Here is a 26,305-nt window from a genome sequence, read left to right as displayed (position 1 = left end):
AGCGATTTATTTTTCTCTCGGCAAGGGACTGTTCATAAGGTGACACTTTCCGTTTTACGAAGCCGTGAAAATTCGATGTGTTCCGTGGAGATGTTCACTGGGCAGCATACGCCGTACACGTTTCCAATAATCACCGAGTAGTGCAATGTGTATTCACTATCGGGAAATACTTCACGGTTTTCACAACTCTTGATTCAGGAGTGGGATTTTTGCCTTATTCCCGCGTGACATCAAGGGAAACCGGATTGATAACGATGATAGATTTGCCCTTTTTGTGGGCATATCTCACGGTGTTCCCGGTACCGCTGGGGCATCCATTCCATACTGCGAGAATATAATCGGCGTGATCGACCATGTACCGATTTCTCTTGTCCATGCAGTCCGTCGTGTACTCCCGTTGCAGCATGGTCTCCTTGTCACACTTTGCCGCGATATTATAATACCGTTCCCGTGAAGCCACAGACCATTTGATCGCTTGTGTCTCACAAGGGATTGCACTTTCCAGAGTAATGTGAGGGTATTTTGATTTCAAATCGAGTACAATTTCAGCAGCGTACATATCGACGCCAAGAGCCATGCCGGTAATAAAATGCGTGACGCCCTCGTTCTCGATGAGTGCTACAATCTGATCCCGCATAACAGATTTCAAAGAAGTACAACGCTTATCGGATTCATCAAAGCCGAACGGAAGACTCTGCGGTCTATGACCGGTAAACGCACAAGTCTTGCCTTGAACGGATTGCTTTGCAGCTTTTTGAGCAGACTTTCTAAACTCAATAATGCGTGACATGACACCCCTTCTTTCACTCTTTTGGTAGGTAACTCCATTCTATCACCCTCATCACGGACAGTCAACGCATTGTCGTTAGCAAAATCAACGACGGCGTACCGTGGATAATGACACCGCCGTTAGGTACACTAAATGCAAAGGTGGTGAGGCTATGCGAGAGAAGAAGGACATCAATATTGAAATCGGCGGCAATATTCAAGTGGCAAGAGAACAGGCGGGCTATACGCAGGACACGCTCTCAGAAATGCTTGGCATGACGCCGAATCACCTGAGCGCTATTGAGCGTGGTGCTTCCGGTATTTCTCTTGAAGCCTTGCAGCGTCTTTGCCGTTTGCTGGGCGTCAGTGCGGACCGAATTATCTTTGGGACCGACGAGCCAGAAACGGAAGCCCTTGCGCTTGCCAGACGTATTTCGGATATAAAGCCGGAATACCGGCAACAGGTTCAAGAGTTGCTGTCCGCTATTTTGAATATGTCATAAAAAAAGAGCCTCTGCCGACACCCAAAACGGGCATCGACAGAGGCTCTTGGTTCGTTTTCCGGGCATTCAAACAAGTGCCGAAATCGACACTTATTTCCGCGCTAAAGAAGAAACTGCGCAGGGAATACAATCACTTAGGCTGGTCAATTTGCGTCGCTCTGAGGCTTGCAATCACAGGCTTTTTCGACCCCTAACTGTCTACACCTCGATGCCTTGCGGGAGAAGTGCGGACAGGCGATGAGATCCGCACGGAAACTCTGCTTGCAGCTATGGACGCAGCGGACGCAAAAGCGGTTATACTTCCGGCGTCCGCTGTCCCCGATGAAGAACGACCACTCCTGCCTCCATTTCTGACTTCTGCTCACAACTCAATCTCTCCTTTGTGCTTTTTGGGAGGGCAGCATTCCTTCTGCTTTTCAGCCTTTGCAGACTTGAGCCTGTCCATGATGGAGGACTTCTCGCCCCTTTCGGGGACTTTGGCATCAAGGGTCTTGTCCTCCTTCGGACCGTTGTTGATGATCCCGTCAATCATGCCGTAGTCATCCTCCATCGACATCTCCGCTGCCTTGAGATAGTTTTCCTTCTCAAGAGCCGCCATCCAGCTTTCCTTGCTGATACCGAGCATTCCGCCCTTTGCCGCATGGTCGGCAATCTCCTTTGCATCCACGCACAAGCCCTCGGTGTTATCCGAATAGAGACGGTAAACCTCGCAGCCCTTCTTCATCGCCTTTTCAGCCGCGTCCTGACCGGCGGGCAGGACGCCAGCCCATGCGTAGCCGTAGTCCTTCATATCCTGAACGGAGAGCGCAGGATCGGGCATTTCCGGCACTTCCTTGACCTCAAGGTCGAGAAGGCGGAGCGTGTCATCGTCGAAGCCGTTGTAGACATCATCAAGGACGAGCTTGCCGCGCTCATCGACAATGATGCAGGCAGCCTCATCGCCGTAGGTGTCATGCTCCATAAGGTAAAAGCCGTGACCGCCGACTTCATGCCGGTCAATGGTGTGCCATGTCCCGATGTGACCGGCAACCGTCAGACCGGAGGTGTCGGCATTCATCTCAAAGTCCTTCTGCTCGGTAGCTTCCTGCTTCTGCTGCTCCTTCGAGATCATGGGGATCGCAACAATCTTATCGCCCAACTTAACAAACTGTTCCGGCACTTTGAAGAGGTCAGAGAACTTCTGCATCTGCTCTACGGTCAGAGAACCGAAGCTGTCATCCGTCAAGCCGACTACCATGAATGTTCCGGCAACAACGTCATAGATGTCACCGTCCTCATCACGCAGAGCGCGGTTCAGGGGCAGACCTTCCAGCTTGCCTTCCTCATTACAGACTAAGGCAACCGGGTCTTCGTAGGGGTAAATCGCCTCGATGCAGCCGCCGACCTCATGCTGCAAGGACTCCAGACCGGAGTCAATCTCCTTCACATAAGGCTCCTTTCCCGGCTCGACGATAAGAACAGCGATGGTGCTGTCATGCTCGGCGGCTTCTCCTGAGCCGGTAATCCGGTATTCGTCGGGAATATCATCAAGCTCACCGTCAAACTGCCTGTCCCAGCGTTCGCTTGCAACACGGACATAGCCCTCGTCGGTGAAGCGTCCCTGCTCATCCATCGCAATGTCGCGCCCATAGCGTTCATAGTCGATGTAATTTGCCAGAGGACCGAGATCCTTTTCAGAGTAGATACCGGCTTCGTGGGCGCAATAATAGCCGAGGTCGGATTCGTCGTTGATACCGGGCATGATGTCGTAGCAGTCCAGATTGAACGTCAGGTTGATGAGATCGTCGATGTCGCTGACCTCATCGCAGCCAGCCTCCATAATGGCAACGAGCTTTTCCTGATCGCTCAGGGAAAGCTCGTCAATCAAAGCGGCAAGGTAGTTGAGCTTATCAAGGCTCTCGTACTCGCCAAGCATCTTCTGAACACCGTAGATCGGACATTCGTAGTCGGTGATAAACCACTCTTCATAGGGCTGACCGAACTCATCCTGCTTGCCGATCCCGATGCGCTCAAAGACCTTCTGCATCTCTTCTTCGGTGGTGGGCAGCTTTACCCACTCACCGACCAGCATACCCTCGTTGTACTTGCCAAGGTTTGTGACGAAGGCTTCAAAATCACCGTCTAATACGGGCATAGGCATCCTCCTTTCAGTCATCTACCATGCCGTCCGGCATGATATACAGTTCCTCAAACTCCGCGTCGCTCATGGATTCGAGCTTCCGGACGGTTTTGTACATCAGCTCCGCGATCTCACCGTCCACGTCGTTCAGAGTGACGCTCTTCATATCGTCAATCAGCCGCTTCCGGCTGGACGTGTTGAAGCAGCACATCAGGTTGATTTCTTCCACGGTAAAGTTTTTCATATCAGAGTTCCATATCCTTTCCTTTTGATTTCTGCGGTTTCGGCGTGTGGGGCGGCTGTCCTTTCTGCGCGGATTTCAGCTTGTCGCGGATGGATTCACGGGCAGTGGGCTTCTTCGGGATGGTGTCGTAGATGGCTGTTCCGGCATCTTCCACATAGGAGCGGACATACTGGATGCTTTCCGAAAAGCGGATGGGGCGGTTCTTGTCCTCGATGTTCGTCAGCCGGACTTCATCAGCGGCAAAATCAACCGCTTCGATTCTGCACTTGATGCCATCCACATTCAGCGTCGCGCCGACAGGAATGTAATCTGCGGCTTTGAGTTCCTTGAAGGTCTCGCCGTCCTTGCTGAGAAAGACATCCACGCCGGACTTCCAGAGCTTATGAGAACCGGCTACCCATGCGCTTTCACGGAAACCAGTAACCGGCACGGAAGGCTTGCCGCGCACCTTCTTTTCAAGGAGTTTTGTGCCGAGAAGCGGCGCGGCTTTCTTTGCGTCCTTGCCGTACAGCTCAAAATAGCCGTTCTGAGCAAAGCAGACCAGCGCATCCGGATGAGCCTTTTTGACTGCCTCATATTTGCGGAGTTCTGCGACGGGGAGCGGCGAAAGCACCTCTGTCCTATCTGCCTCCGGCAGTCTGACACGGCGGCTTTTCTGCTTAGACAGCACTTCCACCAGAGCATCCGCGTCCTTCGGGAGCGTCTGGTGGGTCTTGACGCCGCCATGCTCACCGATCAGAGCCATTGCTGCATCGAAGCTGCTGCGGCAGGGGGCTTCCAGCACAAAGCCGTCTGCAAAGGTCAGCCGGTCGTGATCCGGCGCAACCGAGTTCTGCGCCACATTTGCCGCCTGTTCCCGGTAGTTGATCTCAAAGACATCTCCGAAGACCTTGCCGCGCTTAACGGCTTTCGGGACAATGACACGAGCAATGCACTCGTCGTAGGTCTGTTCCGCGTAAAAACGGAAGGTGTTGTGATCTCGCGTTCCCTGAATAAAGACTTGATTTTCATTGAGGCAGTGCGTTCCATGCGGACGGCAGAACCACATCAGCGTTTTCTCTTCGGGATTCCGGCTTTCGGCAGCGCGGCGGATGATGCGCTTGTCGATGTCGAAGTCTTCCTTGTAGCTGTCTACATGACTGTCCACGAGCCTCTGCAGCTCCGCAACGATGTCAACGTCTGTGTATTTCTTCATGCTTCTCCTTTCTCACAACTCCATGTCGCGTGTTTTGGATTTGACCGGGGACTTCTTCTCCGGCTGCGTTTTCGCGGCAGCTTTGAGCTGATCGCGGATAGAGGGCTTTTCCTGCTTCTGCTCCTGCTTGACGTATTCCAGCGTCGGCATCAGCTCACGATAGCAGCCCTGTGTTTTCCGCGTCGCATGACGGCGATGGATTTTGAACAGCGGCTCACCATTCTGCGTAACCGTGTTGCCCTCGATCCTGACGCCGTTCCGTGCCAGCAGATTGAAGGAATGGTTAGAGGCGCGATAGGACGCCCGCATACCGTCGTTGTTATAGGCGATCTGCCCCTTGAGCGTGTCCATGACGGCGGCTTTGATCTCCTTTTCTTCGGCAGTCAGGCGGTGTGTCTTCGGTGCTTTTGCTGCTTCCTCCGGCAAGGGGGCAAAGGGAGACTTGACCTCCACGGTTTTTACCTCAATAGAGGTAATCTCATCATTCTCCCATGCAACAACCTCCGGGTCACTTTCCTCTGTTTTTTCAGGCATGACTTCCTTCTGGGGTTCGGTCTGCTGACGGAACGCATCCACGAAAAGGGCGGTCAGTCCGGGATTGGGTTTATCCACAAGGAAGCGGGAGGCGTTTTCGGGGCAGACATCAACGCTCTTCGCCCATTCCTTGAGGGGCTGCGGAATACGTCCGTCAAAGTCTTTCTGCTGAATGGTGTTTGCGAGGACATACCGGACGCGCTCCGGAGAGAACTGCTCAAGGACGCTCTTCACGGCAGCATCCGCATCCAGCCGGTTATCTCCGTAGTTGGAGCTGATCGCCGCTTCAATCGCTTTGCGGCATTCCACGTTTGCGGCGAGAGAAGCACGATATGACTCCAGCTCACCGGCTTCATAGGCGTAATTCGCCGTCTCGCGGTAAATGGGGGCTTCCGGTTTTTTCTCCGGAACAGCTTCCTGCTCGACGGACTGTGCTTTCTCTGCCAGCAGCACCTTGAGCTTGGCGTCAATGCCCTCGATCATCTCAGCCGCCGTCTTGCGGATGGTGTCCAGAGAGCTTTTCAGTTCCTTGGTTTCCTTGCCGGATGACCAACCGGCAATGTAGCCGAAGGAATAGTCCGAGGTTTCAATGCCGTAACGCTGGCAGACGGTGTAGGCAACGCTCTCCGCTTCAACCTCCTTGGTGTGCCGATCCTTCTTATCTTCTGGCGCGGCTTTTTCATCCGGCTTGACGGCGTGGAGCTTTGCGTGGGCGATCTCGTGAATGGCGGTTTTGACCGTCTGGATTTCGCTCATGCCCTCCTGAATGGCAATGCGGCTTTCAACCGGCGAGAAGAATCCCTTTGCACCGCCCGGAATGTCCTCAAAGGAAATAGGGACGGGAGATTCCTGCTTGAGCGCATCGAAGAATGCCTCGTAGTTTTCGACGGTGCCTTTCAGCTCATCGACGATGATGTCCGGAAGCTCCTTGCCGTCCGTCTGGGAAACATCAAAGACACTCACCACCTTAAAGGCTGGACGCAGAACCTCAACCGTTTCCGTGACAGCCTTCCCATCTGCGCCGATCACCGGCTTCTGCGTCAAAGGATCAATCTTCTCATGCTCTTCCTGCGCCTTGTACGGCGCGGGTGCAAGAATCTTGATGCCCTTTTCGCCCTTCATGACCTGACGGTCAAAGTTGCGCTGCCACGAGGTATAACCGGCAACATAGGTTGCCTCCGGCTTCTGCATCGCAATGAGCAGCGTGTTGTTGAAGGAATAGTTGTAGAACTTGGACATCGTGCGGAGATATTCCTTGAACCGCTCGGATTCAAAAAGCTCCTTGATGCCCTGTTCCAGCTTGTCCGTGATTTCGCGGACTTGCTGTGCATTTTTGTTTTCAGCCATCTCAAACCTCCATTTCTTATTTGCTTTTGGGCGAAGAAAACCCCGTCTGGGATTTGCTCAGTAAACGAGCCTTTACCTCAGACGGGGTTTCTCTGCGTGTCATTCGACGATGGAATATGTTGTCTTCCTTCTCCCATTCAATCAGCCGGTCAAACATCTCCGGATAATTTGTGACCATGTGCAGCAGCTCCGAGTCACTGGCGTTGGGACAGAACCAGCAGCCGTTCCTCCGGCAGTGAGCGTAGATTGGAGAGAGCAGCCCGTGTTCCTGACAGAGCTTGTAGGCGTCAACCTCAGTCATGCCATGCTTGGCAAGCAGACTGACATTCTTCACACCGTCCAGACGCGCAAGTCGTTTTGGTTCATCCTCCGCGATGCCGACATAGCTCACAGTGTCCGGTGAGAGTGCGGCATTGTACTTGCGGACTGGCGGGATTTTGCAGTCACGATTGACTGCACACATACCAGCCCATGCAAAGCCGCGAACCTCGCCCTTGTGCGGTCCGCGGGTGATGACATGATGGAACACCTCATCGTAGGTCTTGTCCGCGTGGAGAATGGTAAACTTGATGCCCAGCTCCTTTTCGCAGAAGGGCTTGAGCCGGTCATAAATGAAGTCCCGGTGTTCCGGGACTTCGCCGCTTGTGTCTTTGTCGAACATGACCTCACTGAAAACCGCCTCGTCAAGCGGCTCATTGTGCTGTGCAGCCAGCAGGAGCGTCGCTACGCTGTCTTTGCCTCCGCTGCATGAAGCAACATACTTTGGGCGGGTCATCGATCAAACTCCATCTTGAAGCTGACGTATTTGCCGCCGCTGTCATCCAGCCGGATCACCGCATCGTAGAGCTGAGGCTTCTTCGGCGTGTAAAGCCCGGTCACGCGGCACCAGCCCTTGTCCAGCAGCTCCTTTGCAATCTTCTTGGTCAGCTTCTTTTTCTTGCTGGAAAAGAACTTGTTGTCTTCCCACAGGCAGAAGGAGCATTCCTTGTTCGAGCAGTAGAAATTGCCCTTGCCGACGTAGACCGGAGAGCCGCAGCGGGGACATTTGCCGATTTCCTCCTTACCCGTGCCGAAACGCTGGGCTTCGGCATCGGAGAGGAAGGGATAGGCTTTCACGAGATCCCCGGTCATCCGGACAATGCCGCTGAGGAAGGCGTCCGCATCTGCCTTGCCGCGTTCAATCTCCATGAGCGTGTTTTCCCATTCCGCCGTCATTGCGGGAGATGTGATCTGTTCCGGCAGAACACAGACAAGGTTGCAGCCGTCCTTCGTGGGAATGAGGGATTTGCCTTTGCGCTCTGCAAAGCCGGATTTCACCAGCTTTTCAATGATACCGGCGCGGGTTGCAGGTGTGCCGAGTCCTTTCTTCTCGGTGTCATCGTCGAACTGATCGTTTCCGGCAGTCTCCATTGCAGACAGGAGCGTGTCTTCCGTGTACTGCTTCGGAGGCGTCGTGAAGTGTTCCGTAACGCTGGCGGACACATTATCCAGAACATCGCCCTCATGGACTTCGGGCAGGGACTTCATGGGATCGTCCTTTTCCTTCGTCTTGAGAGATGCCTTAAACAGCTCTTCAATGGCTTTCCATCCGTTTTGAACGACGGTCTTGCCCTTGGCTTTGAACTCGTAGCCCTCGCAGGAGAGCGAGATCTGCGTTTCTGCGTAGGTGTGCTTCTCGCCGGTCGCACACAGAAGGCGCATCCCGATAAGATTGAGGATTTTCTGCTCCGACTGAGGAAGCGCCGAAACATCCTGCTTTTCAAGCTGGACGGTCGGGAGAATGGCATGGTGATCTGTGACCTTGCTGTTGTCGGTTACGCGGGCAATGTCCGGAGTGACCGAAACGCCGGAGAAAAGCGGAAGCTGGCGGCAGACAATAGAAATGACCTGACGGGCGGTGTCTTCCATATCGTCCGTGATAAACTGACTGTCCGTGCGCGGATAGGTCAGGAGCTTCTTTTCATAGAGCGTCTGAACGAGATCGAGCGTCTGCTGGGCGGTAAAACCGTAGTATCGGTTTGCCTCGCGCTGCAAGGTGGTCAGATCATAGAGCTTCGGAGGATTGACGGTCTTCGTTTCCTGCTTGAGAGAAGAAACGACGGCTTGCTTTTTCTCGCAAGCCGCCGCAATCTTCTTTGCTTCCTCTTCGGTTTTGACCTTTTCCAGATCGGCGGTCAGATCGCCCTTGCCGACATGGACGTTGAAATACTTCTCCTTTTGGAACGTGGAGATTTTCCCGTCGCGCTCCACCAGCATTGCAAGGGTCGGCGTCTGGACGCGCCCGACCACCAGTTTCTTGTGATAAAGCGTGGTGAACAGGCGGGTGCCGTTGATGCCGACAATCCAGTCCGCCTTCGAGCGGCTGAGTGCCGCTTCATAGAGGCGGTCATATTCCTTGCCGTCCCGGAGATGGTTGAAGCCTTCGCGGATGGCGGAGTCCTCCAATGAGCTGATCCACAGACGCTTGAAGGGCTTGGTGCATCCGGCTTTGTTGTAGACCAGCCGGAAGATCAGCTCACCCTCGCGTCCTGCATCGGTTGCGCAGACCAGCTCGGCGACGCGCTTGTCCTTCATGAGAGCGGACAGCACCTTGAACTGCTGTGCTTTGTCCTTCGTGACCTCAAACATCCAGCTTTCCGGAACAATGGGCAGATCGTCATACCGCCACTTGGCATACCGCTCATCGTAGGAGCTGGCGTCTGCCAGCTCCACCAGATGACCGAAGCACCACGAAACGATGTAATTGCCGCCCTCCATATAGCCGTCCTTTCGGGACGTTGCGCCCAGAACCTTTGCGATGGACTGGGCAACGCTGGGCTTTTCAGCAATGACTAAGATCAATCCTCATCACCGTCCGTTTCCTCGTCTACCACAATTTGCGGCTCTTCATCCTCGTTGATGTACGGCTCTTCCTCGTAGCCTTCATCGTCGAAGAAGTCCAGATCCTCGTCCTTGGGCTTTCTGCCCTTGACGAACTTGATGTAGTAATACGCCGCGCCCGCAGCTCCAACAAGGACGAAGACGATAAGAACCATACCGACATTGGATTTCTTTTCGGGCTTGGGAGCAGGAACGTCGGTTTCTGCATCCTTGTCCGGCTCAGGTGTAACGGGGGCTGTGCCGGCGCATTCGCTCATGTTGGTCTTGCAGACCGGGCAGTCGGTGTTGACCTGACCGGCAGCGCATTTCTCTTTGCAGTTACAGGTGGTCAGCGCAGCCGCAGTATCTTCATCCAGCAGTGCAAGCAGATCGCTCTCATCGACCATGTTGAGGAAGTACGTCTGATACTGTTCCTCATCCTCGTTGATGGGCGCATCGTAGTCGATGACAATGAAGAAGGTGTTGCCGTTCTTCGTCTGGACAGTGATGAACTGCTTGTTGGTTGCCTTGTCATAGAGCAAGTCGCGGGTGTAGGCGTTACCCTCATCGTCAATCGGCTCACCCTTCGGCTTTTCCGGCGCGGGAGTGACTGCGGGCTGCTGTTCGGGCTGAGTTGCCTCCGTAACGGGAAGGTTCTGCTCGGTATCATCGGCGTAGGCAAACGCCGTGACAGAGAAGCAGGACAGAACCATGACGCAGACCGCAAGGATGGTCAGAAAACGAAACTTCTTACGCATTGTCGATTACCTCCGTATTTTCAGCGGGCTTGGTGCCGCTCTTCATGGAAGACAGGAACACCATGATCTGATCCTTGTCCATCACCATAGAGCGCACGGTATTGATGATTTCAAGGTTTTCCAGCTCCGTCTTCTTGTCGTACAGCTCCTTGAGCTGTCCTTCAATTTCGGACTTCTTCTTTTCAGCCTTCTCAATGTCGGAGAGGACTTTCTGATACTTGGGATTCATGCAAAACTCCTTTCTTTTAATAGGCGGGTCTTCCGAAGGCGTAGAAATGCTGCTGCCAATAGGAAGAGTTGATGGATGTGTACTGAATGGGATCGCCACAGTGAATCATGACGCCATCACCGACGTAGATTCCGACGTGGGACACACCGGGGGTGTCATACGTCCCGACGAAAAAGATAAGATCACCGGGCTGTGCATTTGCCTTTGAAACCGGCGTACTGATGTTGTAAAGCCCCTGTGCGCCCAACCGCCCGGTATTCACAAGTCCGCTGTTTGTGAGAACGTAGCTGACGAAGCCGGAGCAGTCGAAGGACGTGTCGGGATTGGAGCCGCCCCACACATACGGATAGCCGAGATACTTTTCCGCCTCGGTAATCAGCGCTGCAAACTTCTCGTCGTTCAGGTATTCCGGGTTGACATCGTAGTCGGCGGGAGGATTGGTGATGTACTTGTCCACATAGGGAGAGTCACCGAACAGATCCTCGCGGTTGCCCAGCACCGACATATACGTTGCGTACATGGAGAGCTGTTCCTGAGACATGATGTAGACCGGGACGTGGGAGAGATTGAAGTTTTCGAGCTTCACGTTGCAGATGTAGTAGTCATACGGGACGCGATAGGTTTCCGTGTGCGTGTTGCCGTCTGCGTCCGTCCATGTGTCGGTCTCCGTGCGGTATCTGGTTTCAACAAAGACCTCTTCGGTGAGGATATACTGCTTTTCAAACAGCATTTGGAGCGTACCCTGCACCTCATCCAGCGTGAACTCGCCCTCATGGAGAGCCGAGAGAATGGAGATCAGCACATAGGGGTCATGCTCAATATCGTCCAGATCGAAGTGATACTCGTCGTAGCTGTGAGTGCTTTCGTAGGTGTCGAGATAGCGTTGCAGCTCCTGCTCCATCCGGCAATACTGCGCCTCCGCACCCAGCATCGCGTCATCCTCGCTGAGATAAGAGGAAGCGATAACCGACGAGCCGGTAGAGGTGAGCATCGAACACGAGCTGATACCAGCACCGAGCAACACGAGAAGGGCAATTCCGACGCCGATCCAGATGAAGACCTTCTTGTTCTTCTCAAAGAACTCCTTGATCTTGTCGGACACCTTTTCACCGAGCTTCTTGCCGGTATTCTTTGTGGCAGTCCCGGCAGTCTGAGAACCGGCATTTCGAGCGGCGGCATATTCCTTCTTGATGTTCTGCTTCTGATAGTGCTTGTTCATGTTCTGCTTCTTCATCTCAGGATGCTCCTGCTGATTTCTCTCATATTGGAGCTTCGCATCAGCAGCATCCGCCTTGTGTTCCAGCTTAGAAACCTTCTCATAGGGCTTGTTGACGCTTTTTTCTCTGTGATGACTGAAATGCCTTGCGGCGGTCTCTGCGACAATCTCTGTTTTGTGCGCCCCCTCGACCGCCGAGTTTTCCTGCTCGACCTCATGGATTTTGCCGTGAATGCCGGAGGCGAGAGTGTCACCGACCTTGCGGACGGTTTTGTCTGCCTCGAATTGCAGCTTGCCCTTGCCCTTCGGCTTTTTCAGCTCATCCTCAAAATGAAGGCGGGTTTTGCCCTTGCCGGTTTCCTCATCAAAGACACGCTCTTTCTTGAGAACCTTGTGCGTGGGCAGCTTCTGGCGGGCAGCGTCCAGACGCTCATGCGCCTTTTCGGACTTCCTTTCGAGCTTCTGAATCCGCTTCGTGGGCGGGACGGCATCGTCCGAGACCGGCTTTGCGGAGGAAGTCTCTGCCGCTTGGGAGAGAACGGCATCCGCGTCAACGGCTTCAACCGCAGAGGTCTTGCGTAGCTTGTGCGTGACAACCGTTTCGGCAATCACCGTGCCGGTATGAGAAGAAACACCGTGCTGCTCCAAAACAGGAGGCTTGAACGGCGTTTCCGAAGGCAGCGGTTCGGGTACATTCTGGGGTAGAGTTTCTGTCCTTTTCTCTTCTGTGACAGACGTTTCCGAGGGCGGCTGTGTGTCGTTATCCTCGGCGTGTTCCGCCTGAAACTGACGCTGCTGACGGCGCATCTGCACCTTTTTCTGTTCCTCCGCAGAAAGAGCTTCGGAAGGCTCGACTGTCTCACCGGGCTTCACCAGCTCCGCATCTTCCAGCCTCTTTGACACACGCTGCTCGGTGCCAGCCGTCAGGTTTTCCTCAACCGCGCCTTCCCGCGTCATCCGCACGACCACCTTGTCACGGGCTTTGAGTTCCGGTTCCTTGGACATCAGATTTCACCTCCAATCCGCTTGTAGGCAAGCTCGGTGTATTCCGGGTTCAGCTCTACGCCTACAAAATGCCGCCCCATCTGCGCGGCAACCATGCCGGTTGTGCCGCTTCCCATAAAGGGGTCAAGCACAATGCCGCCTTCTGGACAACCGGCGAGAAGACAGGTTTCAACCAGCTTTGGAGGGTAGGCGGCATAGTGACCGCCTTTGAAGGGGACGGTGTTGATCTTCCAGACATCGCGCTTGTTGCGGAGCGGATTGATGTCACTGTCCTTGATCTCACCATGCTCGCGGGGGCGGTTGATGGACTGCGGCTGAGGCTGACCGGGAACGGGCTTTCCGTACTTGTTGCCGCCCCTCATGCCGCGCTTGAGACGTTCTGCCGTTGCAGAGGCAATCGGCTCGGAGATTGCCTTGTAGTAAAAGAAATACTTCTTGGACTTTGAGAACAGGAAAATATGCTCATAACAGCGGGCGCAGCGGTCTTTCACGCTCTCCGGCATGGGGTTATCCTTCATCCAGATGATGTCGTTGCGCAGATACCAGCCGGTATCGCGGAGGGCAAAAGCCAGCATCCACGGAATGCCGATCATATCCTTCGGCTTGCAGCCCTCAACCTTGTTGTTGAGAGCCACAGCCTGACCGTTTCTGCCGTAGGGGTTCTTCGGGTCAATGAAATCTCCCTGATTGCCCTTTCCAGCGTAGGTGTCCGAGATGTTCAGCCAGAGCGTTCCATCCGGACGCAAAACGCGCCTGACTTCGGTAAACACTTCCGTCAGGCGCGAGATATATTCCTTCGGCGTTGTCTCTCTGCCGATCTGAGCCTCCATGCCGTAATCGCGGAGCGCGTAATACGGAGGGGACGTCACACAGCAATGAACGGTGTCATCGGGCAGAGTTTTCAGGATTTTAAGGCAATCGCCGGTATGAATGATGTCAAGTTGTATGGTGGTGTACCTCCTGTTCTGTTGGATTTGCGTTTCCGTTGAAATGTTGGCTGTAAAACCCGATAACATTTCAATGGGCATCAATCGGAGTAATACTCGTCCGGCTCGTAGTCCTCGTCTTCCATGAAGTCCTCGTCGAGATCGTCAATCTCGTCCGCCCAACGGTCGAAGATTTCCTCTGCTTCCTTCGCCGCGTCGCGGTAGAGGCTCAGGCGGTTCTTCTCAAAGGCGGCAAAGGCGGGGACGAACTTGCCGAACTCGCGGATTGCCTTCACATCCTGCGTGCGCATATCTGCGACGCTCTGAATGATTTCGGACATCGTGAGCAGATCGTCGATCATCAGCTCATACTCGCCCTTGGGGATAGAAACGGTTTCATCATCCGCCGCGTCAGCGAAGGGGGTATTCTCATCGTTGTTGCTGCACTCAGAAACATCAACATTGAAGTAAAAGCCGATCATATCCACGGCTACTTTGGTCATAATCTGACGCGCTTCCTTGACCTTTTCGTCGATGTCCTCCCTCACATGGAGATAGGCGCGGTGATGCTTCTTGAGGTCGCTTTCCAGTCGGATCAGATCGGTCAGCTCCCACAGAGCCTTAAACAGCGCGGAGGTGTTCTCTCCGTATTCGATAGCGTCCGCGTAGGGAATGGTAATCATCTTGTTGTTCATATTCAAAAATCCTCCTTAGTTCTGTACGGTTTCTTCTAAACGGGTGGTCATGATACGGTAGAGCTGGGTGTCCTTCGGGAAATCGTCCTTGAAGGGAACGATGGTCGAGCCGTAGAAGATCAGCCCCTCACCGGCATTGGAATTGGTGATGTAGTTCTGCTGGCTGGGCGAGATGTTCAGCGCCTTCGAGAGAATCTGCCGGTCGCCGGACGCCTGATTCAGAAGGTAGACAAAATCCGAGTTTTCAAAAATGTTCTCCACCTCGCGGGAGGCAAGAAGATCCTTGACGTTCTGCGTGATTCCGGTCGGGATGCCGCCCCATTTTCTGAAACGCTTCCAGATTTCCACGCTGTACGCGGCGGTCTGTTCCTCTTTCAGCAAAAGGTGGAACTCGTCCATGTAGTAGCGCGTTGCCTTGTGCTGGGCGCGGTTGATGGTAACTCTGTTCCACACCTGATCCTGCACGATCAGCATACCGAGTTTTTTGAGCTGCTTGCCAAGTTCGCGGATGTCATAGCAGACAAAGCGGTTGTTGACATCCACATTCGTTCTGTGATTGAAGACGTTCAGAGAGCCGTGAACATAGATTTCAAGGGCAGTTGCAATGCGCTGTGCCTCCGGCTCCTTCTGATTTCTCAGAATGTTGTAGAGGTCTTCGAGGATCGGCATTTTCTCCGGCTTGGGGTCTGCAAGAAACTCCTGATAGACCATGCGGACACTGCGGTCAATGATGGTCTTCTCAACCGGCTGCAAGCCGTCCTTGCCGCCGACAATCAGCTCACACATAGAGAGGATGAAGTCGGATTTCAGCGTCAGCGGGTTTTCCTCTTCGGAGTAGTTCGTGTTGATGTCCAGCGGATTGATGTAATCCGTGCTGACCGGCGAGATGCGGATGACCTGACCGCCGAGCTTCTGCACGAGGGGAAAATACTCGGCTTCGGGGTCGCAGACGATGATGTCATCCTCTGTGATGAGGAAGGCGTTCGTCATTTCACGCTTGGCGGAGAAGGACTTACCGGAACCGGGCGTACCCAAGATCAGCCCGTTGGGGTTCTTGAGCTGCTTGCGGTCCACCATGATCATGTTGTTGGACAGCGCATTCAGCCCGTAGTAGAGAGCTTCGCCGCCCTGAAAAAGCTCCTGCGTGGTGAACGGCACGAAAACCGCTGTGCTGGAAGTGGTCAGTCCTCGTTCGATTTCCACCTGATTGACGCCGATAGGCAAAGAGGACATCAGCCCTTCCTCCTGCTGGAAGTCAAGACGCTTGAGCGCACAGTTATACTTTTGAGCAATGGCGGCGGTCTGGAACACCGCGTTTTCGAGCTTCTGGCGGTTGGTTGCCGTATTCATGATGAGGATGGTCACAAGGAACAGTCTCTCATTGCGGGTCTGGAGATCCTGCAACAGACGCTTTGCCTCACCGCCGAAGGTGGCAAGATCGGACGGGATGATGTCCATATCGTAGCCGGAGCGGACCGCCTTTTTCTGCTCTTCGATCTTCATCTTGTCGAGGTCGGTGATCTTCATCTTGATGCTCTTGATTGCCTTTGCCTGGTCAATCGTCCGGATATGAAAATTGACCGTGATGTTGCTGTCCATCTCAAGGAAGTCGGCAAGCATACGGTCATTGAGTTCCGGCGCGAGGATTTGGAGAAAGCTCACCGCACCGATGGTTCTGCCCATCTTGAAGCACTTGCCTTCACGGAAGTCAAAGGAAGTGGGCGCGATGAAATCCTTCGTGCTGAGTCCTGTCCGGGCAACCATGTCAAAGGAAAAGCGGAACGGCTCATTGGTGTCCATGTTGAATACGTCATGAAGCACTTTCAGCCGCTCGTAGCCGGACAGCGGCTCGGTTCTCACACCGAGGGTTTTGAAGTTATTGAGAATGTCGGTTTCAATGCGTTCGAGCTTCGGCTTTGCCGTGCGGAGGGAGTCCGCCTCAATGCCGAAGGTGATGTACTTCTTCTTGACCAGTCCGTTGTTGCCCTTGGTGAGCTGACTTTGCAGCATACCGGAATACTCGGAGCGGATGTCGTTGAAGGCGTCCTCCTGTGCCGGAATGTTGATGCGCTTGCGAAACTCATTGAGACTTGCCTTCTGATTGATGAAGGAGAGCTGGACAAAGATCGAGCTGTCAAAGTAGTTCAGGAAATCGCACCAGTTCTCGAAGATGGCAGTTTTGTCCTCGTTCTGCGCAAGCTGGTAGTTGATGTCCTCAAAGGCGATGGACTTCGTGTAGAGGCGGCTGTTCACCTTGCAGATACCGTCGCGGCACATTTCCACATAGGGAATGGTCTGCTGGGCGGACTTGCGGACTTTCTTTGCCTTCCTATCCTTTTTCTTCTGCATGACAATCCGCTTCTTTTCCTGAGCGGAAAGGGCATCGCCGTAAATGACGCCGTTTTTGACCGTCATCTTAGGCTTTGCCTTTGCTGTGCTGTTGTTCAAGCTGCAATTCCTCCTGTTCTTTGATTTTCTGCTGAATTTCAGCGTAGAGATTGTTTGTGCGATAGGGACGCACCTTGTCCCGGATAAACATGGACTGTACGATGTGGTACAGATACTTTTCGGCGGGCTGACCGTCCTTCTCGTAAAGCGCGAAGAAGATGAACGGGAGCATGATGACCACCATCAGCATTGCCGCCGTAGACAAGTCGAGATGTGCCTTCGCCAGAAAGAAGATCGGGACGCCGACTGCCGCAGCGACGGAAAAACAAATGAGCTGCCGCTTGGTCAGGTTGAACATGACCTTCGTTTTGACGCGGTTAAGATCCTTCGGGACCGGAACAAATGCCATTGACTGTTTCCTCCTTTCTAAGCTGCCTTTCGTAGCGCAGCTTCATTTGTGCGGGATATTGATCCTCCTTCGGCTGACGCTTGCCCGTCCAGCGAAGCCCACCCGCTTTGCCTTGACAGATCCAGCCGGAAGCCCGAAGGCTTGCACCGTTTTCGCTTTCCAGCGTGTAGGTGATGATGCGCTTATAGCCCATAGCCGCAGCAGCTCTTGCCGCCGCGCCGTAGAGAAAGCTGCAAGCGTTCTTCGCCCCGTTGGTGCATAGCCTTGTAACCTCCAATGTGAAGCCGTCATCCAGATACCGGCTGACGGGACGCCCGGCGATGATTACACCGACCAGCTCACCGTCTGCTTCACAGCCGATGGAAAACTTGTGACCGGCAACCGGCTTGTGATGCCGGTGATGCTTCCGGACATACTCGTTGGCGTCTCGAAGAGAGATAGGTCTTAGCCGCAGCATGGTGTTTCCTCCATTGGAAGATGTGCCGTGCATTCGACCTCGTTGCCCCAAACGTCCCAGCCTTCGGGAGACTGACGGGCAAAAAGCTCTACGCGGGGAAGGTCTCCCATGAGCCGAACAATGCGTTCCCGCGCTTCATCCGGCTTTTTGGAATGCTCTTCGATGTGGCTGAGGATGACCTGACGCACACCGGCGTCAACTCGCTTCGGGTGCCCCTTTGTGGCAAGGATGCAGATTTCGGCGTTCGCCCTTGTCCAATACCCCATGCCGGTGAAGAGATCGTCGTTCCTGCGGTTTTGCTTCACCCATACAAAAGCCACGGTCTTATAAGAAAAGCCCCATGCCGTCAGCACTTCGAGTGCTTCACAGAGGCACGGGAACGTGATCCAGAGGAACAGGGCGCAGTCCTTCGCAGCAAGCTCACCGACCGGAAGTGCCTTGATGTCCTCAATGCACATTGTTGGGTAGTGGCTTTCTGCCGACCGTCCCTGTCCCTTCTTGGAGTAAGTCCGATACGCCCAAGGGGGATCGGCGTAGATGATGCTGTACTTCTTCATGCTGCCGACCTCCTTAGTGCGCATGGAAAATGGATTTTGCGAGGCTTCCGGTCTTGAACAGGGAGAAGCACAAAATGACCGTGTACGCTGCCACAGAGAACAGAGCCGAATGAATGTTGTCTGCGATGATCATGCCGTTGATCAGCACTGCATAGATGCCGACGCAGACCATGATGAGAAAGCCCTGAAATGCCAGAGCGAACAAGCCTTTCAGATAGTTCGTGCCGATGCTGCCCCATTCGCGGTTGCTCATGGTCGCGATGGGAATAGGCGCAATGCTCACGGTGCAGTAAATCTCAATCATGCGCCCGTAGAGAATGACCGTAATGAGGATCGCCATGATTTTGAGGCACAAGCTGATCAGAAGAGTTTCTATCGACAGTCCGAGCAGTTCTCCGACGCCCATGTTCTCCATGCCGGTACGCATCTGCGCAATCGTCGAATCAATATCAATACTGGTGTTGCCGTGAATGACACCGGCTGCACCGGAAACCACGTTCTGCCCGATGTCGAATACTGCCATCACGATGTCAAACGTGTGTGTCACGAGATAGATCGCCACAGCCGCCTTGAAAAACCACTTGAAGAACATCCAAGTGTCCATGTCGTGAAGGTTGTTTTTCTCGGTGATCATGGAAATCAGCTCATAGCACAAAACAAAGGTGATGATAATACCAGCGATGGGGACTATCACGTTTTCGGATAGTCCCCGGATCATCTGGTACACGCCGCCGTTCCAGCCGGACGGTGTTTGCCCGACCTCGGCGGCAATCGTTCCCACCTTCTCGTTGACATCGGTGAACATATTGGTCAGGTTGCTCTCGATCCATCCGATCAGCATATCCTTGAGAGCCTGTTCGATCTTTTCTAAAATGCTGCCCAATATTTCACCACCCTTCGGTTAAGCTGGGCTTGCCGTGGATTAGCCGAACAAACCGGAGAGCAGGGGGATGAGGGTCGTGCCGATCAGCACCACACCGCCGCCAGCCATGAGCTGCTTAATGCCCTGAGATTTAGCCGCCGGATTGTCGTTGCCGTAGCCTTCCATGAGGTTGATAACACCCCACACCGCGAGACCGGCACCGAGGGCGATAACGAGCGTCTGAAGAACCGTGACAGCCTGATTGATGAAAGCCATAGATTTTCCTCCTTGATTTGAAAAAGATTGGTTGTGTATTTTTGAAAATGGGCATAAAAAAAGAAGCCCCGGCGCTGTTCTGCTTTGGGAGCCATCAGGCTTTACCCACTGCGCAGTGCAGCGACGGGGCTTTAATCCGCTTCGACCTCGCCCATATCATAGAGGTCGAATGTGTCATCGGGCTTGACTACCAGCTTGTGCTGCCGATACTCCTCGATGTCAAAGGCGTTCCGCTTGTCGTAGTCGGAGAGCTGCCGGTACTTTGGATGCTTCGTAATGTCGTATTTGTTACTGAGAAAAGGTCTCACGCCTCGAAGCTGCAAAATACACTTGGCTCCGTCCATGACGGCGATCTCATCCTGAGACATCAGTTCCTTGCCGGTTTTCTGGTAATTCAAGCCGTAGGAGTTGTTGCTGGAACGGGTTTCTGAGGTGTTGTAAAGGTCGATTGTCTCCTTGCCCAGCACCTCGCTGATTTCCTTGAGGGTCGATTTCTCCTTGCCACCAAGAAAAAGTGTGCAGTCGCAGTTGCCCGTGATGGTGTCCGCCGCGTCCTTGTAGATGGTCTTGAGCTGAGACTGGGACTGCAAGATGATTGACGCCGAGATTTCCCGGCTTCGGATGGTGGCGATGAGCTTATCAAACTTCGGGATTTGACCGATGTTCGCAAACTCATCGAGCAGACAGCGCACATGAACGGGAAGCCGACCGTTGTAAACGTCATCTGCTTTATCGCACAAAAGGTTGAAGAGCTGGGAATACATGATTGCCACGACGAAATTGAAGGTGTCATCGGTATCGGAAATGATGACGAACAGCGCCGTCTTCCGGTCTCCGATGGTGTCCAGCTCCATCTCATCGTAGCTCATCAGTTCCCGCAGCTCTGCGATGTCGAAGGGCGCAAGCCTTGCACCGCAGGAAATCAGGATCGACTTCGCGGTTTTGCCAGCCGCCAGCTTGTATTTGCGGTATTGCTTGACCGCAAAGTGGTCAGGATCGCGGGCTTCCAGCTCATCGAACATGACATCCACGGGGTTCTTGAAGGTCTCATCGTCCTCTCTGGCTTCTGAGGCATTGATCATTTCGAGCAGGGTAGTAAAGTTTTTCTCGTGGTCGGGTGCCTCGTACCAGATGTAGCCGATGAGAGCTGTGTAGTAGAGCTTTTCCGCCTTTACCCAAAAATCTTCGCCGGACTTATCGCCGTCTCCCTTCGTGTTGACGATGATCGTATTGACCAGCTTGAGGATGTCCTTCTCGCTGCGGATGTAGCTAAAAGGGTTGTAGTGCATGGATTTCCGGAAATTGATGGTGTTCAGCGACTTGATGACATAGCCGCCCTTTTCGAGCATCTTGCCGCACTCCACCAGTACCGTACCCTTCGGGTCAGTCACAACATAGCTACTGTGCATCTGCATCAGGTTCGGCTTCACGAAAAAGCGTGTCTTACCTGAGCCGGAACCGCCGATGACAAGGATATTTTTGTTGCGGGCGTATTTCGGCTGCTTCGGGCGGCTGTTCATGGTCAGGAACTCCGTCTGCGTCAGAATGACGTTGTTGGAGAACTCCGGGTCCATGTACGGCTTGATGTCCTTTTCGTTTCCCCAGCGGGCAGATCCGTATTCTTCGCCCTGCCGTAACTTCTTGCGATTCTTGCCTTTGACGTAGACCGCCAACTTGAGCAGCGCACCGGCAATCAGACCGATGAGCAGATCGACGGGCTGAAAGCTGGGCAGCGGATTTGCGAAGGCTGTGCCGAACACGGCAAAACCGTTTGTCAGCTTGTCGATGAACTCTGTGCCGGGTGCGAGACGGAACACGGCGGCGATCTTATCTGCAAAGTAGAAGGCGAAGATATACGGAAGGTTCAGAAGAACGAGCTTCTTCACATCGGGTTTGTTCACAGCTCCACACCCCGATCCTTGGTTTTGACCTTGACCTTCTCCTTGTGCTGCGCCTTGCTCTGAGCTTTCTCCTGATCCAGCTTGTGCCGGATGGACGGCTGTTCCTTCTGCTTGACGGTTTTGGCGGAGAACTCCTTGAACGCGGCGGTCATAACATCAACGTCCCGTCCCTTGAAGAAGACAAGATAGCTGGGCGGCTCAACGGAAACGTCCTTCTTGAGCGCAAAGTCCAGACCGTATTTGCTGGCAGTCCGCTCAAAGGACTTGATGTTGCCGTCCGTCACTTCGATGTTGGAGATGGCGGCGTTCTGGCTCATCAGATGCTTGATGGACTGCTTGCCGCGATAGGCTTTGGGCTGCTGCATCTGCTTCTGTGCCTTCTCAATTTCCTGAACGAACTTGTCCAGCGCCTTTTTCAGTACCTCGGCAGAGATTTTGCCGCCCTTGATCATGATTGCAACAACTTTGGTGTTGACTTCATCCTGCATTGCAGTGATACCTCCTTTCCTTGGAATGATTGTGGGAATGCTGCATCAGCTAAGGCGGCACAATCCGGCGATAGATGATTTTCATTTGCAATGTCCTCCTTTCCGAGCAATGCTCACGATGGTATTCAATAAAAAGTATCTTCACAAAGGCTATAATCGTAGGTCTTGGGCTTCTTTGACTCTGCTGATCTGTCCTGCCCGTAGAAATCATGGTTGACAAGCGCAGAGTAATAATTGTCTATCGTCAGAGAGGCGTTATACAGAGCGGTCAACAGGTACGCCCGGATATTGCGGATGTCTGACGGATTCTTGTTCATTGCTTCCAGAACGTACTCAATGTGGCTGCTATTCAGTTTGAGAAAGCGGGACTTGACCACTTGCTGCGGCATATCCTCGCCGTTGATACGGATGGTCGGAGCGGTAGAGCAGACAGCATCCAGCATGATGTCCATGATCTCCCGGAAGCGGTCTTTATCGAACTTCGGATCCTGACAGAGAATGTCGTAATCAAGATTCTCTTTGATAATCTCTTCATACTCGCTTCGCTCATCCATCCTGTCCATCCCATCAAGATTGATGGATTGATAGTTCTTTGAGAGAGTATTTCTTTCTTGGGTAATTACTTGATTAGTATTTATTTGTGCGGACTTATCCCCGCGTGGATTATCCACATCTGGCTTCTCCACACATGGATTTTCCGTGTGTGGCATTTCCTGTTCTGGCGTGGACTCCTGCGGCTCTTCGTATATCTCAAAGATTGTACTGCTCATCCTGCCTTTACCGTCTCTCTGCCGGTGCCTGACGAGGTAGCCGTGTTTTTCAAGCTCACGAAGCGCGGAGAGAATGGCATCCGGACCTTCCTTGCAGATTGCGGAAAGTCCCTTGGTGGAGAACTTCCAGCCGTCATTGAATGAGAGCATCTTTGAGAGAAGCCCGACTGCCTTGAGTGACAGGCTCTTGTCGCGGAGGTGAAAGTTCGCCATGACCGTATAGCCGCGATTCTTGTTTACGCGATAGACTGCCACAGAAATCACCTTGCCATCTTGGGAAGCAGCTCTTCGGCGCACTTTTTCTGGAACTTCACTCGGATGACCTCCTTGCCCTTCGGCGTGAAGTAGGTCTGAGAACCGGTGTAGCAGTACGTCACGAAATCGCGGACGATGAACAGTCCGGCATTGCTGTCCTTGTTGTAGGGAAGAAGCTGCCCGGAGGGAGAGCGGAACAGGTACTTCTCCCTGAGAAGAAACTGGACGAACTTGCGCTCCGGGATTTTCAGTTCCTTCGCCGTCGTTCGGATATTGGTGCAGTCATCCGGATTGATGAAGGCGTCGTAGTAATCAGCTTTAGGCTTCGCTGTGTTCAGCTCACACTCAAGAGCCTTCACACGATTCTTTTCCAGAATCAACGCCTGAGCAAACTCCACAATGACCGCCGGTTCCTTCTGAATACGTTCCAGAAGGGAGTCCGTCATGTAGCCGCCTGTCTTGCGGATGGTGGGGACAACTTCATCGAACAGCCAGTGTTCAAACTTCTCAGCAGCAGGGAGTTTGCTGTGAACAATCAGTCGGTAAACATCGCCCTCCGGTATATAGGAAAGGGACTGCATACCACCGCTTGTAAGGGTGTCCCGTTTTAGGACACCCTTGCAGTGATCAATAATTGCCTTTCCGGGTCGGGCATATCCAAGTGCTTTCGCAATATCTGAACCGCAGAACAGGAGTGTTTCCCCTTCGAGGATCGTTCGCACCTCACCGAACTGTTCATTCTTGAAGACTTCGATTTTGTTATCCATGACTGACTTCCTTTCCGGCAGCAGATGTGCCACTTTGATTTTTGAGGGTTGAAACGGGATTGCAGCAGTAAGGACACTCTGCAAACACGCAGGATTGATATTTCCAGTGAGGACGGTGAAAGCGGCAGCTTCGGCACTCAGGGAGAATGCCATCCGCGCCGCTGTCAAAATGCTCAAAGCCGGGTGTGGTCTGCATCAGCAATTCCAGTGCTTGCAGATCACCGGCTGTCATGCGTTTCATACTTAAAAACTCCTTTCCTTCGCCGCATCGCCAGCAAATATTCCGGCTTTTGGGCAACAAAAAAAGAGGGTTTGCTTCTTACTCCAAATTGGAGAAGAAACAAACCCTCTTCGTTTACGATGTAGTTCAGATTATTTCTCGGATGGTATGAATGACACCGAGCAGCAGCCCGATGAAGAAGGCAAGTCCTCCGATAAGACCGCCTATGATTAAGTTCAATGCGAAGATGCCGACTGAGCCGGAGATACCGTAGCCGCTGGGAACGAGCCAGAGGCACATCCTCCGGATGCCGAACGGTAATCCAACGCAGATCCACATAAGAAAGTAGTCGCATACGCCGTCAGGCATATAGATCGGCTTGAGAAATGACGCGAGGCAGAACGCAAGCGCGATTGGAAGCAGAACCTCCTTCAAGAAGACTTTGATAGCACCCACTATATCCTCCTTCTGCCGGAAGTGTGCAGCAGCACCCTCCGGCTTGCTTGATTATTGTGAAAGTCCTTTGTTTTCGGTCAAAAAAAGAAGGGACTAAGCCAGAATGCCTTGGTTTTCAAGGTCTTTCTGATTTAGTCCTATTATCGCACAATAATCTTTTGCTACTATGGCACCGGCATCAGCTGGAATCTTTTCTTTTTCACGTTCTCTTGGGAGGAAGTCGGAACCCCCGTCTATACCTTTGCAGCGTGGATCCAATCGCTGATGATACTGGCTCTGCTGATTGGGACTGTCCGCTCCTTCTGCACATTCTCCTTTCCTCCCACCCGGCGGAATGGAGTGATTCTGGTCGTGCTATGGATTGAATTCCTGGCGTACCGATTGCTGACCGCGCCCATCGCCGACTTGCTCTCAGCACCGGAAATTCCTGTGACCTCCATGTGGGCCTTGATGGCTCTGATTCTTATGGCAGGCATCGCCTCCCTCATCCTGCTGGCCATTGCCTTGACGCTGTCGGTGCGGATGGCTGCCGCCTGGAGGGCCTCTCACCGCTGATACTTTTCGGTTCACGCCCCGACATTGGCCGGGGCGTTTTTCTTGACTTTTCCCGCAGGGCGCTTATAATATAGTATATCGTTTATCTCACTTGAGTATCACGGTTGGAGGACATTATGCGGGACAGCTGCGGACGGACAATCGACTACCTGCGGCTTAGCGTCACGGATCTGTGCAACTACCGGTGCCAATACTGTATGCCGCCCGAGGGCGTGGAGAAGCGGCTTCACAGCGATATTCTCTCCATCGAAGAGCTGGCGGAGATCGCCGCGGCGGCGGTTCGGTGCGGGGTAAAGAAGATCCGCCTCACCGGCGGGGAGCCTCTGGTGCGGCGGGGATTGCCGGACCTGTGCCGGATGCTGCGGGCCATCCCCGGGTTGGCGGAGCTGTGCCTCACTACCAACGGCTCCCTCCTGCCCCAGCTGGCAAGGCCCCTGCGGGATGCGGGGGTGGACCGGCTGAACATCAGCCTGGATACGCTGCGGCCGGACCGGTTCGCCGCCATGACCCGGCTGGGGACCCTCCAGGACGTGCTTGCGGGCATTAAAGCTGCGGAGGCGGCTGGATTCCGGAATCTAAAATTTGACACCGTCCTCATCGGCGGGTTCAACGACGATGAGATCGAAGATTTTGTGAATCTCAGCCGGGAGCATCCCTGGGAGATGCGGTTCATCGAGCTGATGCCCATGGGCCCCTGCGCCGGGTGGGATCGGAACCGCTTCCTGCCTGCAGAAACGGTGCTGGACCGGATGGCAGAGCTGGAACCCATCGAGGCCCAGGGCGTGGCCCGGCGGTACCAGCTGCCCGGCGCGCTGGGGACAGTGGGGCTCATCTCCCCAGTGAGCCACGACTTCTGCGCGGACTGCCGCCGGATTCGGGTGACGGCGGACGGCAAGCTGAAGGGCTGCCTCCACAGCCGGGAAGAGATCCCCCTCCGGGGCCTCCACGGCCAGGCGCTGGAGGACGCCGTCCGGCGGGGCATCCTCCACAAGCCGGAGCGCCACCATCTCACAGAACGGTCCAGCGACACGCCCCGAAACATGAATCAGATCGGAGGATGACCACCATGGCGGAATTGACCCATTTCAATGAACAGGGCCGGGCCAGGATGGTGGATGTGACGGAGAAGGCCGTCACCCACCGCCGGGCAGTGGCTGCTGGGGAGATCCACATGGCCCCGGAGACATTGCAGAACATCAAGGACGGCACCTTGAAAAAGGGCGACGTGCTGGCGGTAGCCCAGGTGGCGGGCATCCAGGCGGCCAAGCACAACTGGGAGCTGATCCCCATGTGCCACCCCCTGCCCCTGACAGGTATCGACATCACCTTCGCCCTGTCCGATTCCCCCTGCATGGTGGAGATCCAGGCCGCCGTCACCTGCACCGGCGTTACCGGGGTGGAGATGGAGGCCCTGACAGCCGTGTCCGTGGCGGCGCTGACCATCTATGACATGTGCAAGGCAGTCCAAAAGGACATGCGCATTGAAAACATCCGCCTGCTGTCCAAGTCCGGCGGCAAGAGCGGAGATTACCAGATCAAGGAGTGA

Annotated in this window: 28 protein-coding genes; 4 read left to right on the top strand and 24 right to left on the bottom strand. The window is 53.9% G+C overall.

The genetic code is table 11. The annotated features are described in order from the left end of the window. Nucleotides 1–214 precede the first annotated feature (214 nt). Nucleotides 215–790, bottom strand: coding sequence for an SLOG family protein (locus EIO64_RS15390; protein ID WP_071430955.1), 576 nt, complete (start codon nucleotides 788–790; stop codon nucleotides 215–217). Nucleotides 791–941: 151 nt separating this feature from the next. Between EIO64_RS15390 and EIO64_RS15385 the strand changes: the two genes are divergently transcribed. Continuing rightward, on the top strand, nucleotides 942–1,271 hold the full coding sequence (locus EIO64_RS15385) for a helix-turn-helix domain-containing protein (RefSeq protein ID WP_118564820.1): 330 nt from the start codon (nucleotides 942–944) through the stop codon (nucleotides 1,269–1,271). 361 nt (nucleotides 1,272–1,632) lie between these two features. Here EIO64_RS15385 and EIO64_RS15375 read toward each other — a convergent pair whose 3' ends face one another. From EIO64_RS15375 to EIO64_RS15265, 23 genes are all read right to left on the bottom strand, one after another. Beyond that, complete coding sequence (locus tag EIO64_RS15375) at nucleotides 1,633–3,405, bottom strand: antirestriction protein ArdA (RefSeq protein WP_249390705.1); 1,773 nt, start codon at nucleotides 3,403–3,405, stop codon at nucleotides 1,633–1,635. 13 nt (nucleotides 3,406–3,418) lie between these two features. Continuing rightward, nucleotides 3,419–3,634 (bottom strand): transposon-transfer assisting family protein, encoded by a 216-nt coding sequence (locus EIO64_RS15370; RefSeq protein ID WP_136891584.1) that lies wholly within the window; start codon nucleotides 3,632–3,634, stop codon nucleotides 3,419–3,421. A gap of 1 nt (nucleotide 3,635) precedes the next feature. After that, nucleotides 3,636–4,829 (bottom strand): MutS N-terminal domain-containing protein, encoded by a 1,194-nt coding sequence (locus EIO64_RS15365; protein WP_136891583.1) that lies wholly within the window; start codon nucleotides 4,827–4,829, stop codon nucleotides 3,636–3,638. Nucleotides 4,830–4,841: 12 nt separating this feature from the next. Next, nucleotides 4,842–6,710: a DUF3849 domain-containing protein gene (locus EIO64_RS15360; protein WP_136891582.1), complete on the bottom strand. Its 1,869-nt coding sequence runs from the start codon at nucleotides 6,708–6,710 to the stop codon at nucleotides 4,842–4,844. 16 nt (nucleotides 6,711–6,726) lie between these two features. Continuing rightward, complete coding sequence (locus EIO64_RS15355; RefSeq protein ID WP_136891581.1) at nucleotides 6,727–7,485, bottom strand: phosphoadenosine phosphosulfate reductase; 759 nt, start codon at nucleotides 7,483–7,485, stop codon at nucleotides 6,727–6,729. After that, nucleotides 7,482–9,551 carry a DNA topoisomerase 3 gene (locus EIO64_RS15350; protein WP_136891580.1) on the bottom strand — a complete coding sequence of 690 codons (2,070 nt, stop codon included), beginning with the start codon at nucleotides 9,549–9,551 and terminating at the stop codon, nucleotides 7,482–7,484. The genes EIO64_RS15355 and EIO64_RS15350 overlap by 4 nt, the downstream gene beginning before the upstream one ends. Next, the gene (locus tag EIO64_RS15345; protein WP_136891579.1) at nucleotides 9,548–10,327 is read right to left on the bottom strand and encodes a DUF4366 domain-containing protein; all 780 of its coding nucleotides are present in this window, start codon (nucleotides 10,325–10,327) and stop codon (nucleotides 9,548–9,550) included. The genes EIO64_RS15350 and EIO64_RS15345 overlap by 4 nt, the downstream gene beginning before the upstream one ends. Continuing rightward, nucleotides 10,320–10,556: a DUF4315 family protein gene (locus EIO64_RS15340; protein ID WP_136891578.1), complete on the bottom strand. Its 237-nt coding sequence runs from the start codon at nucleotides 10,554–10,556 to the stop codon at nucleotides 10,320–10,322. Before EIO64_RS15340 ends, EIO64_RS15345 begins: the two co-directional genes overlap by 8 nt. A 16-nt stretch (nucleotides 10,557–10,572) precedes the next feature. Further along, nucleotides 10,573–12,777 carry a C40 family peptidase gene (locus tag EIO64_RS15335; RefSeq protein ID WP_136891577.1) on the bottom strand — a complete coding sequence of 735 codons (2,205 nt, stop codon included), beginning with the start codon at nucleotides 12,775–12,777 and terminating at the stop codon, nucleotides 10,573–10,575. After that, nucleotides 12,777–13,607, bottom strand: coding sequence for a DNA methyltransferase (locus EIO64_RS15330; RefSeq protein ID WP_249390918.1), 831 nt, complete (start codon nucleotides 13,605–13,607; stop codon nucleotides 12,777–12,779). Before EIO64_RS15330 ends, EIO64_RS15335 begins: the two co-directional genes overlap by 1 nt. 197 nt (nucleotides 13,608–13,804) lie before the next feature. Further along, complete coding sequence (locus EIO64_RS15325; protein WP_071430977.1) at nucleotides 13,805–14,398, bottom strand: nitrogen fixation protein; 594 nt, start codon at nucleotides 14,396–14,398, stop codon at nucleotides 13,805–13,807. Nucleotides 14,399–14,413: 15 nt separating this feature from the next. After that, nucleotides 14,414–16,813 carry a VirB4-like conjugal transfer ATPase, CD1110 family gene (locus EIO64_RS15320; protein WP_136891812.1) on the bottom strand — a complete coding sequence of 800 codons (2,400 nt, stop codon included), beginning with the start codon at nucleotides 16,811–16,813 and terminating at the stop codon, nucleotides 14,414–14,416. 1 nt (nucleotide 16,814) lies between these two features. Next, a complete protein-coding gene (locus EIO64_RS15315) occupies nucleotides 16,815–17,195 on the bottom strand; it encodes a PrgI family protein (protein ID WP_117452847.1) in 381 nt (126 codons plus the stop codon). Then, nucleotides 17,164–17,652, bottom strand: coding sequence for an XF1762 family protein (locus EIO64_RS15310; RefSeq protein ID WP_136891576.1), 489 nt, complete (start codon nucleotides 17,650–17,652; stop codon nucleotides 17,164–17,166). Before EIO64_RS15310 ends, EIO64_RS15315 begins: the two co-directional genes overlap by 32 nt. Then, nucleotides 17,640–18,233, bottom strand: coding sequence for an MT-A70 family methyltransferase (locus tag EIO64_RS15305; RefSeq protein WP_081365654.1), 594 nt, complete (start codon nucleotides 18,231–18,233; stop codon nucleotides 17,640–17,642). Before EIO64_RS15305 ends, EIO64_RS15310 begins: the two co-directional genes overlap by 13 nt. After that, nucleotides 18,223–19,092 (bottom strand): VirB6/TrbL-like conjugal transfer protein, CD1112 family, encoded by an 870-nt coding sequence (locus tag EIO64_RS15300; protein ID WP_007046101.1) that lies wholly within the window; start codon nucleotides 19,090–19,092, stop codon nucleotides 18,223–18,225. The genes EIO64_RS15305 and EIO64_RS15300 overlap by 11 nt, the downstream gene beginning before the upstream one ends. A 39-nt stretch (nucleotides 19,093–19,131) precedes the next feature. Beyond that, entirely contained in the window at nucleotides 19,132–19,347 is a 216-nt protein-coding gene (locus tag EIO64_RS15295) for a Maff2 family mobile element protein (RefSeq protein WP_130869802.1), read from the bottom strand. A gap of 131 nt (nucleotides 19,348–19,478) precedes the next feature. Beyond that, nucleotides 19,479–21,248, bottom strand: a complete 1,770-nt coding sequence (locus EIO64_RS15290; RefSeq protein WP_136891575.1) for a VirD4-like conjugal transfer protein, CD1115 family — start codon at nucleotides 21,246–21,248, stop codon at nucleotides 19,479–19,481. Further along, nucleotides 21,245–21,736, bottom strand: a complete 492-nt coding sequence (locus EIO64_RS15285) for a PcfB family protein (protein WP_136891811.1) — start codon at nucleotides 21,734–21,736, stop codon at nucleotides 21,245–21,247. The genes EIO64_RS15290 and EIO64_RS15285 overlap by 4 nt, the downstream gene beginning before the upstream one ends. A 125-nt stretch (nucleotides 21,737–21,861) precedes the next feature. Further along, entirely contained in the window at nucleotides 21,862–22,770 is a 909-nt protein-coding gene (locus EIO64_RS15280) for a DUF6017 domain-containing protein (RefSeq protein WP_058967232.1), read from the bottom strand. Next, nucleotides 22,767–23,528 (bottom strand): phage antirepressor KilAC domain-containing protein, encoded by a 762-nt coding sequence (locus EIO64_RS15275; RefSeq protein ID WP_058966951.1) that lies wholly within the window; start codon nucleotides 23,526–23,528, stop codon nucleotides 22,767–22,769. The genes EIO64_RS15280 and EIO64_RS15275 overlap by 4 nt, the downstream gene beginning before the upstream one ends. Continuing rightward, on the bottom strand, nucleotides 23,521–23,769 hold the full coding sequence (locus EIO64_RS15270; RefSeq protein ID WP_058966949.1) for a hypothetical protein: 249 nt from the start codon (nucleotides 23,767–23,769) through the stop codon (nucleotides 23,521–23,523). Before EIO64_RS15270 ends, EIO64_RS15275 begins: the two co-directional genes overlap by 8 nt. A gap of 126 nt (nucleotides 23,770–23,895) precedes the next feature. Further along, entirely contained in the window at nucleotides 23,896–24,204 is a 309-nt protein-coding gene (locus EIO64_RS15265) for a DUF6050 family protein (protein ID WP_005934801.1), read from the bottom strand. A gap of 264 nt (nucleotides 24,205–24,468) precedes the next feature. Here EIO64_RS15265 and EIO64_RS15260 point away from each other — a divergent pair, with 264 nt between their 5' ends. The 3 genes from EIO64_RS15260 to moaC all read left to right on the top strand — a co-directional run bounded on the left by EIO64_RS15260 (nucleotide 24,469) and on the right by moaC (nucleotide 26,305). Then, nucleotides 24,469–24,759: a hypothetical protein gene (locus EIO64_RS15260; RefSeq protein ID WP_136891574.1), complete on the top strand. Its 291-nt coding sequence runs from the start codon at nucleotides 24,469–24,471 to the stop codon at nucleotides 24,757–24,759. A gap of 116 nt (nucleotides 24,760–24,875) precedes the next feature. Further along, entirely contained in the window at nucleotides 24,876–25,820 is a 945-nt protein-coding gene (moaA, locus tag EIO64_RS15255) for a GTP 3',8-cyclase MoaA (RefSeq protein ID WP_136891573.1), read from the top strand. A 5-nt stretch (nucleotides 25,821–25,825) separates the two neighbouring features. Then, complete coding sequence (moaC, locus tag EIO64_RS15250) at nucleotides 25,826–26,305, top strand: cyclic pyranopterin monophosphate synthase MoaC (protein ID WP_136891572.1); 480 nt, start codon at nucleotides 25,826–25,828, stop codon at nucleotides 26,303–26,305.

The sequence above is a fragment of the Dysosmobacter welbionis genome (assembly GCF_005121165.3).
Lineage (GTDB): Bacteria > Bacillota > Clostridia > Oscillospirales > Oscillospiraceae > Oscillibacter > Oscillibacter welbionis.
The sequence above is the reverse complement of the archived record's forward strand: the minus strand, read 5'-3'. Positions and strand labels throughout refer to the sequence as shown.